This window comes from Geobacillus sp. YF-1, from assembly GCF_052692335.1.
Genome location: NZ_CP199850.1, coordinates 2,616,578 through 2,628,714, shown reverse-complemented (window position 1 = coordinate 2,628,714; position 12,137 = coordinate 2,616,578). Strand labels below are relative to the sequence as shown.

Below are 12,137 nucleotides of genomic sequence, written 5' to 3'. Positions count from 1 at the left end.
ATGAAGCTTGCTAGCGCGTCCTTTGGGCGATATGAGTGACCTAAATGACGATGAAAGGGAGAGGGCGATGCAAACCGTTACGTTGAACAATGGCGTTAAGATGCCGATCCTAGGGTTTGGTGTATATCAAATCACCGATTTCGATTTGTGCGAACAATGCGTCTATGATGCGCTCATGACCGGCTATCGCCTCATTGACACGGCCGCTTCTTATCAAAATGAAGAGGCGGTCGGGCGGGCGATCAAACGGAGCGGCATTCCAAGGGAAGACATCTTTGTGACGACGAAGCTGTGGATTCAAGATACCGGCTATGAGAACACGAAACGAGCCTTTGCGAGATCGCTCGAGCGGTTGCAGCTCGATTATGTTGATTTGTATTTAATTCACCAGCCATTTGGTGATATATACGGCTCATGGCGCGCCATGGAAGAACTGTATCGCGAAGGGAAAATTCGCGCGATTGGCGTGAGCAACTTCCACACGGATCGTCTCATCGATTTGATTCTTCATCATGAAGTGACTCCAGCCGTCAACCAAATTGAGACGCATCCGTTCTGCCAGCAAATGGAGAGTGCAGAATGGATGAAACAGCACAATGTCCAACTTGAGTCGTGGGCGCCGTTTGCGGAAGGAAGAAACGGCATCTTCCAAAATGAAGTGTTAGTATCCATCGCGAAAAAGCATCATAAATCGGTTGCCCAAGTCATTTTGCGTTGGCTGACACAAAGGGGGATTGTAGCGATTCCTAAGTCGGTGCATAAAGAGCGCATTGTGGAGAACTTCCAAATCTTTGATTTTGAGCTTGATCAAGACGATATGAACAAAATTGCCGCACTTGATACGAAGCAAAGCTTGTTCTTTTCCCATCGCGACCCGGAAATCGTGAAATGGCTTTGCCAGCGTCGGTTGGAAATTTAATAGGAAATAAAAAGGGGGGAAAAGGATGCAAAAACGTCAACTAGGCGAAAGCGGATTGGAAGTGTCCGCGATTGGACTTGGCTGCATGGGGATGAGCTACGGCTATGGGCCGGCTGCGGACAAAAAAGAGATGATTGCGCTCATTCATGCAGCTGTGGAGCGCGGGGTCACGTTTTTTGATACAGCGGAAGTGTACGGGCCGTACGTGAACGAAGAGTTGGTCGGCGAGGCGCTCGCTCCCTTCAAAGGAGAGGTGGTCATTGCCACGAAATTTGGCATTCAAATGAACGACGGCAAGCAAGTGCTCGACAGCAAACCGGAAACGATCCGCCGTTCGGTGGAAGGATCGCTGAAGCGCCTGAGAGTCGAGGTCATTGATTTGTACTACCAACACCGCGTCGACCCGGACGTGCCGATCGAGGAAGTAGCCGGAGTGATTCAAGATTTAATGAAAGAGGGGAAAATCCGTCATTGGGGGTTGTCGGAGGCGGGAGTGCAGACGATCCGCCGCGCGCATGCGGTGCAGCCGCTTACGGCTGTCCAGAGCGAATATTCGTTATGGTGGAGAAGCCCGGAAGAAGAGTTGCTGCCTGCGCTTGAGGAGCTCGGCATCGGCTTCGTGCCGTTCAGCCCGCTTGGCAAGGGATTTCTGACGGGAGCGATTGACCAGAACGCGAGGTTCGCCGAATCCGATTTCCGCCGCATTGTGCCCCGGTTCCAACAGGAAAACATTGAGGCCAATCAAGTGCTGGTCGAGCTCATCAAGCGGTTTGCGGCCGAGAAACAAGCCACGCCGGCACAAATTGCCTTGGCATGGCTGTTGGCGCAAAAGCCATGGATTGTGCCGATTCCGGGAACACGCAAATTGGAGCGCCTCGAAGAAAATCTAGGTGCGTTGGATGTCGTGTTGACGGCGGAGGAATGGCAGGAGTTGAACGATGCTCTCGCCAACATCGACATTGCCGGCGACCGTTATCCGGCTGATTCCGACTTTGCAAAACGGATTGGAAAATAGTTGGGCGTCGCATTGTGAAAAAAGCGTAGCCCACTTGGCGGAAACATTGGCGCCGACTCCCGATCTTGCCGCAGGAGTCAACAAGCCGATGCGGTGAGATCGGGCGCATTTTAAAAGAGTACGCCAATCGGGAGGAAATCGTCATCGCCACGAAAGTGTATTTCTCTGTGCACGAAGGACCCAATCGGAAAGGGCTGTCCCGAAAAGCCATCATGAGCGAGATCGACAAAAGTTTGAAACGTCTAGGCACCGATTATGTCGATCTGTATCAAATTCACCGCTGGGATTATGATACGCCGATTGAAGAGACGAAGTAAAAGCTGCCATAAAAACTGTGATGAATCGGTTTTTATGGCAGCTTTTTTTGTGTCTGTAGATGAGCAAATTCGCTAACATAAATTGACAACTAAACAAAAAAGGAGACATGAACCCGATTCCTTGGTTAGAATCGCTGTGCTACCAACTGCCCACAAGGAGGTTCATGTCTCATAAATTGATGGGCACATCATTAAGGAATCCACCCATTTTTCATGATGTTGGGGTGGCGCTTTACTTCTTGAAACCGGTCATCAGGCGCAACCTATTTTGTTGTCACGACGAACGACTCATATTAGTGAGTCGAGTTGTCCGCTGAATTGGGAAGGTGAAAAGATGGATCGTTCTTCTCCCTTATCAAAACAAAATATAGTTTTATGGTTGCCCATCCAACCAAACCACCAATGGAATTTAATATAAAATCGTCTACGTCCGCTACTTTGTTTGGAACTCCGGTTAAACAATTAATGAGTAATTGGGTCAATTCAATGCCCAAACTTACGGAAATGACGACAGTCAACGTTCGAAAAAAGCCTGTGCTGCGTTTTTTCAATAGTCCTATTAAAATCGGTAGCGGGAGAAGGAGAACAATATTCCCCACCACTTGCAAAAAGTTGCCTTGCTTCCACGCAGAGATAATGGTTTGAAACGGGATCAACTGATAATAGTATTTCCAAGGCATGTCCGGATCGCTTGTTTGATCAAAGCTGATCGTGATTGGGAGTAAGGTTAATTTGACAACAGACAAAGAATAAAATATCGTAGCTGCGACAAAAAAGAGTTGTTTCACGGTGATATTCGCTTTCCTTTTTTTCAAAATGAAGCAAGTGATACCACATAATATGACAAAAACGATCATAAATAGCGGGGGATGTAAGTCAACTGAGAATCCAATCGTTTTCATGCATGTCACCAATCCCGGTTTATGAATTTACCAACTGTAATCAATTTTGGCTCTTCACCAAAAGTTGTACTTGATTTTTTCATCACACATCTTACTGATGCATCCACGATAGAACAGGAAATCAATCATTTTTGCCTACACCTGTTCAGAGAAGTACACCGTCTGTCAAGTACACGTTTTGGTGATGAACCGAAAATTTACAATAATAGGGTATAGTAACTTTTTTTGTAAAGCCGGAAAGGACGGGAAACAGCGGCGTTTCGTTGCTGCGGGGTCTGTACGATGGAGCCAACGCTGTCGTTTCCCATGGGAGTGATGGACACCCCTACCGGCGCTTGGCGATGGCAAGCGCCTTTTTTGTGTTGGCGAAATGAAGCTTGGCGCACGTCTCGAGCACCTCTTCTCCTCGCAGGCGGATGATTCGGGCGGCGGCTTCATCGACGACAGCACCGGCCCCTTTCGGAAGCGGGAGGCCGATGGTGCGGGATAATCGCGCCATCTCTTCTAAAAACACATAGCGGGCGATGATCGAGGCGGCGGCGACTGATACGTGCACGCTTTCCGCTTTCGGCAGGCAATGCACCCGCTCGCGGACGATGCGCGTTTCATCCGCGAGGTAGCGGAAATACGATTCGCGCTCTAAAAATTGGTCGATGATGATCGCTTCCGGTTCGATCGGCGCGATGGCGTCAACGAGTTTCGCGAGCGTCCGGTTGTGAAGGAGCGCCTTCATTTTCGTCTGCGGCATGCCCGTTTGCTGCCAGCGGTTGTATGCGGCGTTGTCGAGCACGGTGACCGCATGCGGCGTTGTTTTCATAATGGCGGGGGCGATCCGTTTGATCGCCTCGTCGCTCAGCTGCTTCGAATCTTTGACGCCAAGCGCGGCCATTTGGTCGAGATGAGCGCGGTCGACGTAGGCAGCGGCGACGACGATCGGGCCGAAATAGTCTCCGGTGCCGACTTCATCCGAACCGATGGCCGAAAGCTTCGCGAGTCTATGTTCCGATGGGGGCGAGGTGCTCTCTCTCTCCTGTCGTTTGGCTAGGTCAGCTCCCTGCTCCCCCATCCATTTCGCCGCTTCTTGTTCCGCCGCTTTCCCTTGAAACAGCACTTTCCCCGAGCGGTAGGCGGTGATCGTGACATCCGCGCGCTTGACGGCGAACAACGCTCCGGGTGGAAGCCGGTCGGACAAGGCGTCTTGGTAGTGGGCGCGCAAGGCGGCAAGCAGCTGTTGGTCGGCTTGAATGACATAGTTTGACAACGTTCGCTCTCTCCTTTCTCCTCTTCTGGGTCCCTTTGTGTCGCATCTTTCCATTATACCAGCGTTCGTGATATGATAAACAGTAGGATTTGGCGAAATGGGGGAGAAAGCTTGACAGAACAGCCAAAAACGCGGGTGAGCGTCCGCATTTACGGTCAAAACTACACGATCGTCGGCACGGAAAGTCCGGCCCATATCCGGCTTGTGGCGGCGCTCGTTGACGATAAAATGCAGGAGTTCAGTGAGAAACATCCGATGCTTGATGTGCCGAAACTGGCCGTGTTGACAGCTGTCAACATCGCCAGCGAATATTTGAAGCTGAAGGAAGAGTATCAGCGACTTGTCGAAAAGATGAACATGGAAAAGGGCGGGAAGCCGGATGATTGATGTCATCGTGCTGTTTGTCCTGTTGCTCGGAGCGATGATTGGCTTAAAGCGCGGCTTTATTCTCCAATTCATTCATATGGCCGGGTTTTTCATCGCTTTTTACCTCGCCTACCGCTATTATGAGCGGTTTGTGCCGACCTTGCGCCTTTGGATTCCGTATCCGACGTTTGGCGACCCGGAGACGGTGAAGCTGTTGTTTCAGAGCGCGCATTTGGATGATGCGTATTATCGGGCGATTTCTTTTGCACTTTTATTTTTTGTGGTGAAAATTGTTCTTCAGATCATCGGCTCGATGCTCGATTTCGTCGCTCAGCTGCCGCTGTTGCGCAGCGTCAACCGCTTGGCCGGGGCGGCGCTCGGATTTGCGGAAGTATATTTGCTTGTCTTTTTGCTTTTGTATATCGGCGCGCTCGTGCCGATTGACAGCGTCCAAGAGCAGCTGCAGCGTTCGCTCATGGCAACCGCGATTGTGAAACATACGCCGGTGTTGTCGGAGATGCTTGACCATTGGTGGATTCATGGCCGCGTCTGACCGAGCGCGGCCGCGGTGTTTTGGGAAAGGAAGGGGACGAGAATGAACGTCCATAAAAAAGAGGTCATCCGCTTGCTTGAGACGATTGCGTTGTATATGGAGATTAAAGGGGAAAACCCGTTTAAGGTGACGGCGTTTCGCAAAGCGGCGAACGCCTTGGAAACGGACGAGCGAAGCCTGACGGAAATCGACGATTTCACCGCCATTCCCGGCATCGGCAAAAGCACGGCGGCGATCATCACCGAGTTTGTCGAAACCGGTTCATCGTCGGTGCTCGAAGAATTGAAGCGCGACATTCCGGAAACGCTGCTCGCCTTGCTTACAATCCCGGGGCTTGGCGGCAAAAAAATCGCCAAGCTGCATCAAGAGCTGGGCATTGTCGATATGGACGGATTGAAAGAAGCGTGCCTCGCGGGAAAAGTGCGGGCGCTTCCTGGTTTCGGCGCGAAAACAGAGGAAAAGCTGCTGATGGCCATCGAAGAGGCGGGCAAGCGCCCCGAGCGGCTGCCGCTGGCCCGGGTGTTGCCGATTTCGGCCGATATCGAGCGCCGGCTTGCCGAAATGGATGGGGTGATCCGTTTTTCACGGGCCGGCAGTTTGCGGCGCTGGAACGAAACGGTGAAAGATTTGGACTATGTCATTGCCACCGCGCGCCCAATGGAGGTGCGCGAGGCGCTGCTTCAGCTGCCGCACATCCGCGAGGTGATCGCCGCTGGGGAGACGAAAGTGTCGCTTCTGTTTCAGTATGAGGATGAGATCGCCGCGGACTTTCGGCTGGTCAGCGAAGCGCAATTTGCGACCGCGCTTCACCATTTCACCGGATCGAAGGACCATAATGTGCGGATGCGCCAGCTCGCCAAAGAACGCGGGGAAAAAATCAGCGAATACGGCGTCGAAGACCAAGCGACAGGCAAGGTGAAAACGTTCCCGAGTGAAGCGGCGTTTTACGCCCATTTCGGGCTGCCGTATATTCCGCCTGAACTGCGTGAAGACGGCACGGAGGTGGAGCGGTTTTTGGCTGATTGGCCGCTTGTGCGCCTTGAAGACATGCAAGGCGATTTGCATATGCATTCGGCATGGAGCGACGGGGCGTGTTCGCTCGAGGAGCTGGCTGAGGCGTGTCGCCGCCGGGGCTACCGGTATATCGCCATTACCGACCATTCGCACTATTTGAAAGTCGCCAACGGTTTGACGCCGGAGCGGCTGCGGCGCCAGCGCGAGGAAATTGAACGGCTGAACGCGCGTTATTCGGATTTGACGATTTTGGCCGGCGTCGAAATGGATATTTTGCCGGATGGAACGCTCGATTATGATGATGATGTGCTCGAGGAGCTTGATTTTGTCATCGCCGCCATTCATTCCGGGTTCAAACAGCCGCGCGAGACGATCATGAAGCGGTTGGAAGCGGCGCTTTTCCACCCGTATGTCGATGTCATCGCTCACCCGACCGGCAGGCTGATCGGCCAGCGCGCCGGCTATGATGTCGATATCGAGCGGCTGATCGAGCTGGCGGCGGAGACAAAGACGATCCTTGAGCTGAACGCCAATCCAAACCGGCTTGATTTGTCGGCGGCTTACGTGAAAAAAGCGGAGGAAGCAGGGGCGTACATCGCCATCAACACGGACGCCCACCATTTGGACATGCTTGACGATATGTCGGTCGGGGTGGCCGCGGCCCGGAAAGGCTGGATCAAGAAAGACACGGTCGTCAACACATGGCCGCTTGAGAAGCTGCAACAGTTTTTGCGCGGCAAACGAAAGAAATGAATCAGCTGGGGGTTAGATACGTGCAACAAAAAGTGCTTCACACCCTAGAATTCGATAAAGTGAAAGCGCAGTTGGCCGAGCATGCGTCCTCGCCGCTCGGTTTGGAAAAAATCGATGCGCTCATACCGTCATCTGACTGGAAGGAAGTGTCCGCTTGGCTCGAGGAAACGGATGAAGCCGCGGCGGTCTTGCGGCTGGCCGGCTATGCGCCGCTCGACGGGGTGGTCGACGTTCGTCCGCATTTGAAGCGGGCGGCGATCGGCGGCACGCTCAGCCCACAAGAGCTGCTGGAAGTAGCGGCGACAGCGGCCGCAAGCCGGCAAATGAAGCGGCTGATCACCGATCTGCAAGAGGAGCACGGCGGCCTGGAGCGCTTGGCTTCGTATGCCGCTGAGCTTGCCGAAGCACCGGAACTCGAGCATGACGTTCGCCGCTCGATCGACGACCATGGCGAAGTATTGGATGCGGCGAGCGACCGCCTTCGCTCGCTGCGCGGGCAAATTCGGTCAGCGGAAGCGCGCATCCGCGAGAAACTCGAGAGCATCATCCGCTCGCCAGCGGCGCAAAAGCGGCTGTCGGACGCCATTATTACGATCCGCAACGACCGGTACGTCATCCCGGTGAAACAAGAGTATCGGAGCGCTTACGGCGGCATCGTCCATGACCAGTCGGCGTCCGGGGCGACGCTGTTTATCGAGCCGCAGGCGGTCGTGGAGTTAAACAACGCGCTGCGCGAGGCGCGGATGAAAGAAAAGCAGGAAATCGAGCGCATTTTGCGCGAACTTTCGGCCAAAGTCGCCGCACAGGCCGAGCCGCTTGCGCGGGCGGTCGAAGCGCTCGCGGCGCTTGATTTTGCGTTCGCCAAGGCGAAGTACGCCCGCCGGATTCAGGCGACCAAACCAGCCGTCAACAACCGCGGCTACCTTCGCTTTTTGCAGGCGCGCCATCCGCTGCTTGATCAAGAGAAGGCGGTGCCGAATGACATTGAGCTGGGCGGCGATTATACGACGATCGTCATCACCGGACCGAACACCGGCGGGAAGACGGTGACGTTAAAAACGATCGGTTTGTTGACGGTCATGGCGCAAGCGGGGCTGTTCATCCCGGCGGCCGACGGATCGGAAGCGACGGTGTTCCGTTCGGTTTTCGCTGATATTGGCGATGAGCAGTCGATTGAACAAAGCTTGAGCACGTTCTCGTCCCATATGGTCAATATTGTCGACATTTTGCGCCATGTCGATGGCGAAAGCCTCGTGTTGTTTGACGAGCTTGGGGCCGGCACCGACCCGCAGGAAGGAGCGGCGCTGGCGATCGCCATTTTGGATGAAGTGCACGGCCGCGGGGCGCGGACGGTGGCGACGACGCATTATCCCGAGTTGAAAGCCTACGGCTACAACCGCGCCGGCGTGGTCAACGCGAGCGTCGAATTTGACACCGAAACGCTCCGCCCGACGTATAAACTGTTGATCGGCATTCCCGGACGCAGCAACGCCTTTGACATTTCACGCCGCTTGGGGCTTGATGAGCGGGTGATCGAGCGGGCGAAAGCGCAAGTGAGCGCGGAAAGCCATAGCGTGGAAAACATGATCGCCTCGCTGGAGAAAAGCAAAAAGCAAGCCGAGGAAGACGAAGCGCGGGCGCGCGCGGCGCTTGAGGAAGCCGAGCGGATGCGCGCTGAGTGGGAGCAAACGCTCGCGGCGCTGGAAGAGGAAAAAGAAGAGCGGCTTGCGGAAGCGGCAAAGCAGGCAACTGACATCATCCGCGCCGCCGAGCGCGAGGCCGAGCGGATCATCCACGAACTGCGCCGTTTGCAAAAAGAAAAGCGGGCGGAAGTAAACGAGCAGGAGCTCGCCGCGGCGAAACAGCGGCTCGCTGCTGCGGTGCCAAAAGCAAAGAAGCGGAACACGGCGAAAAAGGCCGTCTCACGCCATGTGTTCCAGCCGGGCGATGAAGTGAGAGTCACGAGCCTCAACCAAAAAGGGTATTTGATCGAAAAAGTGTCGGACGACGAATGGCAAGTGCAGCTTGGCATTTTGAAAATGAAAATTCATGAGCGCGATTTGGAGTATATCGGCAGCGCGCCGGCGAACGAAGTGACACCGATCGCGACGGTGAAAGGCAAGGACGCCCATGTGAGCCTCGAGCTTGACTTGCGCGGCGAACGGTACGAAGACGCACTCATTCGGCTTGAGAAATACTTGGATGATGCCGTGCTCGCCGGCTACCCGCGCGTGTCGATCATCCACGGCAAAGGGACGGGCGCTCTCCGGCAAGGAGTGCAGCAGTTTTTAAAACAACACCGAGCGGTGAAACGCTTCCGGTTCGGAGAGGCGAATGAAGGCGGCACCGGGGTGACGATCGTGGAACTGAAATGATGGGGGCGATGGCAATGGCGTCGTTTTGGGAGCACGACATGGTGAAAACGGCGGCCAATTTCAGCGTCGCCGTGTTGTGCCTCGTCATCTTTTTAGCGGTGTTTGAATTGGTCACGAAATATAAAAATTGGGAAGAAATCCGCAAAGGCAATGTGGCGGTGGCGATGGCGACGGGCGGAAAAATCTTTGGCATCGCCAACATTTTTCGCTATGCCCTTGAGCGCCATGAATCGCTGTTGTCGATGATCGGCTGGGGAATGTATGGGTTTTTGCTTTTGCTGGCTGCGTATTTTATTTACGAGTTTTTGACGCCAAAGTTTAACATCGATGAGGAGATCGCCAACGACAATCGGGCGGTCGGCCTGATTTCGATGGTCATTTCGATCGGATTGTCGTTTGTGATCGGCGAAGGCATTCAGTAAAGGGGAACGACGCGATGGAGCAAGTCGTGAAAGGATTGTTGATTGCGGTCGGGCTGCTGCTGGTCGCCGGCATTGTGTATATGGCGGTCCGCAACCGCTCGGTCGATGTGTTGGCGAAAATGTTGTTTGTCGTTTGCGCTTGTTTTTTGCTGATGGGGTTGGCGTATTGGTTTTGGTGACACCGGATTTGATTCCGGTGTTCTTTTTTTGGCTCTTCACCAAAAGTTGTACTTGATTTTTTCAGCACCTCCCTTGCTGATGCATCCAAGAAAGACGAGGAAACCAATCATGTTTTGCATACACTTGTGCAGAGAAGTGTATCGTCTGTTAAGTCCAAGTTGTGGTGATGAGTCTCTTTTTTGATGAAAAATTACGAATCGAACGATAAAATAGAAGGTAGCGTCAAAAGTTCTATGAAAACTCCACACAGACCATCCCATTGAGCATCGTGGGGCATGCAGAGAGCCGGATTCGCCCTTGACCAACACCCGCCAAAGGTGCGGAAGAGTCGTCAAGGGCGACGGGGACAAAAAAGAAGGCAATAGGAAAGCCGCCCTTGCCTTTACCGAATTTTACCTTTGGCGGTGTTCGGTTGGTCAAGGGTTCGCTTCGCCGAATCCGGCAGGAGTTCTGTTCAACGGGCTCTGGAGGACAAAAAAGTTAGGCTGCCTCGTTTTGAAGGAAGTCCTGAGCCATGGCGATCAGCTTCGTCCACCGGGCCGGCATATGCGGCAGCTCGGCGAGCTCCGGGATGACGACCGGCACCCGGCCTTCGAGCGCGCTATGCGGGCGCAGAAAGTTAAAATACGCCACAAACAGCGTCACAAAGGACACCGAGCCTTCCTCGGCGCCAAACCCATGGGTCGGGCGGTAGTTGCCTTTAAAGGTCCGGTTGAATCGCTCGATGATCTGCTTGAGAGGGCGAAATTCTTCCGAGACCGGATCTTCGTTGGTCAGGCCGATTACCTGGCGGACGTCAAACGAAATCCCGTGCTGGGCAAAGAAGTGTTGCGCCAACAGGTAAATCGGGTTGCCATCCACGACGAACGACAAGTCGTCTGGAAGGGACGGCAGCTTCCTGAGGACATCATTGATCGCCTTGATGGCCGAGAGCGTGTCCCGGTTGGGCGAGACGCGATAGGACAGCACGATCTTTTTCACCGCGTCGAACATAAAGAATAGGTAATGCCAACGGCCCTTCACACGAATATATGTCTCGTCCCCACAGAACGAACCGGACAGCTCATACGGAAATCGGTCGACAAAGGGCTTGATCCAAAGCGCGACGCTGTTGGCGTAGTTGAGCACCGTCTGATGAGAGATCGAGACGCCATGGATGTCCTTCAGGGCGGCGGCGGTTTCCCTCGAGGACATCCCAAAGTTGACGTAGTACGTCAACACGAGCCCCAACACGTGCGGCGACGCAGCCAGCCGGGACAAATCGACCTTCGGCTTGATGAGCGACGAGGAAGCCAACGGGAGAAAGTCAAACAAGAACTCCCGAAACAAATACCGCACCTTGAAGGCTTGAGGATTCTGTTGAAACTGTTGGCGCTCTTTCTTCGTCATCCGGCGAAGGTTGGCCTGGTAAAACGGGCAATCGTTGTTCTTGCACTTATAGATGTTGTATTCCTTGCGCTCCTTGATTTTTTCCAACGTCTTTTTGCAGTGCGGACAACGAAAGACCGCTTGCTTGGTGAACCGATTTCGGTGGTTGAACCGGCATTGGCACACTTTGCATTGGTATTGCCCTTTTCCGCCGTTATTGGCGTACAGGTAAGAAGAGGGAGCCTGGCAGCGAGGGCAGGTCAACGAATCCGGCACACGGTGTTTCGCATTCGCGCGGCGCTGGATGGGCCGTAAAGGACGTCTGTGCTGGGCTTCATAGTCTGCCAACAGCTTCCGGTAATCAAGGGTTTCCGGCACATCGATGATCGGAAGGTCATCGACCTGAAGTTTCCGGTACGGCTTTTGGATGGGTTCGTCCCAGTCCTCGAGATGCAAGGATTTCCCCAATATCACACCCATTAAATACACAATGATTTGATATTGGGTCTTGATAATTTCGAGCAAATAGGCTAATAATTGAGGTAACAAAGCTTGTCACTCCTTTGTTTTGGCTGTTGGGTGTCGTTACCTCAATGATGGCCGAAAACAATGGGGGTGGCAAGCTTTTTTTCGTTCAACCGTTGAAACTCAAGGGAAAACCGTGAGTGTGGAGGATAAACTTTTGACAATAC

At 53.7% G+C, this 12,137-nt stretch carries 11 protein-coding genes and 1 pseudogene; 9 read left to right on the top strand and 3 right to left on the bottom strand.

The annotated features are described in order from the left end of the window. Nucleotides 1-67 precede the first annotated feature (67 nt). The 3 genes and pseudogenes from ACTVIM_RS13080 to ACTVIM_RS13070 all read left to right on the top strand — a co-directional run. Nucleotides 68-919: an aldo/keto reductase gene (locus tag ACTVIM_RS13080; RefSeq protein WP_445612838.1), complete on the top strand. Its 852-nt coding sequence runs from the start codon at nucleotides 68-70 to the stop codon at nucleotides 917-919. Between the two features lie 25 nt (nucleotides 920-944). After that, nucleotides 945-1,934 carry an aldo/keto reductase gene (locus ACTVIM_RS13075; RefSeq protein WP_445612837.1) on the top strand — a complete coding sequence of 330 codons (990 nt, stop codon included), beginning with the start codon at nucleotides 945-947 and terminating at the stop codon, nucleotides 1,932-1,934. Between the two features lie 98 nt (nucleotides 1,935-2,032). Further along, nucleotides 2,033-2,245 (top strand): annotated as a pseudogene (locus ACTVIM_RS13070) (aldo/keto reductase); the annotation flags it as partial. A gap of 299 nt (nucleotides 2,246-2,544) precedes the next feature. Here ACTVIM_RS13070 and ACTVIM_RS13065 read toward each other — a convergent pair. Both ACTVIM_RS13065 and rnhC read right to left on the bottom strand, forming a co-directional pair. Further along, nucleotides 2,545-3,153: a VanZ family protein gene (locus ACTVIM_RS13065; protein WP_445612836.1), complete on the bottom strand. Its 609-nt coding sequence runs from the start codon at nucleotides 3,151-3,153 to the stop codon at nucleotides 2,545-2,547. 325 nt (nucleotides 3,154-3,478) lie between these two features. Beyond that, nucleotides 3,479-4,414: a ribonuclease HIII gene (gene rnhC / locus ACTVIM_RS13060; protein WP_445612835.1), complete on the bottom strand. Its 936-nt coding sequence runs from the start codon at nucleotides 4,412-4,414 to the stop codon at nucleotides 3,479-3,481. 111 nt (nucleotides 4,415-4,525) lie between these two features. Between rnhC and zapA the strand changes: the two genes are divergently transcribed. From zapA to ACTVIM_RS13030, 6 genes are read left to right on the top strand one after another with little or no spacing between them, the layout of a single operon-like run. Continuing rightward, the gene (zapA, locus tag ACTVIM_RS13055; RefSeq protein WP_033020359.1) at nucleotides 4,526-4,801 is read left to right on the top strand and encodes a cell division protein ZapA; all 276 of its coding nucleotides are present in this window, start codon (nucleotides 4,526-4,528) and stop codon (nucleotides 4,799-4,801) included. Beyond that, nucleotides 4,794-5,333, top strand: coding sequence for a CvpA family protein (locus ACTVIM_RS13050; RefSeq protein WP_033020357.1), 540 nt, complete (start codon nucleotides 4,794-4,796; stop codon nucleotides 5,331-5,333). Before zapA ends, ACTVIM_RS13050 begins: the two co-directional genes overlap by 8 nt. 42 nt (nucleotides 5,334-5,375) lie before the next feature. Next, nucleotides 5,376-7,100 carry a DNA polymerase/3'-5' exonuclease PolX gene (gene polX, locus ACTVIM_RS13045; protein ID WP_445612834.1) on the top strand — a complete coding sequence of 575 codons (1,725 nt, stop codon included), beginning with the start codon at nucleotides 5,376-5,378 and terminating at the stop codon, nucleotides 7,098-7,100. A 20-nt stretch (nucleotides 7,101-7,120) separates the two neighbouring features. Continuing rightward, nucleotides 7,121-9,475 (top strand): endonuclease MutS2, encoded by a 2,355-nt coding sequence (locus ACTVIM_RS13040; RefSeq protein ID WP_445612833.1) that lies wholly within the window; start codon nucleotides 7,121-7,123, stop codon nucleotides 9,473-9,475. Nucleotides 9,476-9,489: 14 nt separating this feature from the next. Next, nucleotides 9,490-9,897, top strand: coding sequence for a DUF350 domain-containing protein (locus ACTVIM_RS13035; protein ID WP_033020369.1), 408 nt, complete (start codon nucleotides 9,490-9,492; stop codon nucleotides 9,895-9,897). Between the two features lie 14 nt (nucleotides 9,898-9,911). Beyond that, nucleotides 9,912-10,076: a hypothetical protein gene (locus ACTVIM_RS13030; protein WP_445612832.1), complete on the top strand. Its 165-nt coding sequence runs from the start codon at nucleotides 9,912-9,914 to the stop codon at nucleotides 10,074-10,076. A gap of 481 nt (nucleotides 10,077-10,557) precedes the next feature. On the opposite strand, the gene ACTVIM_RS13025 is transcribed toward ACTVIM_RS13030, so the two are convergent. Further along, nucleotides 10,558-11,994 (bottom strand): DDE-type integrase/transposase/recombinase, encoded by a 1,437-nt coding sequence (locus ACTVIM_RS13025; protein ID WP_445612449.1) that lies wholly within the window; start codon nucleotides 11,992-11,994, stop codon nucleotides 10,558-10,560. Between the last annotated feature and the right edge of the window lie 143 nt (nucleotides 11,995-12,137).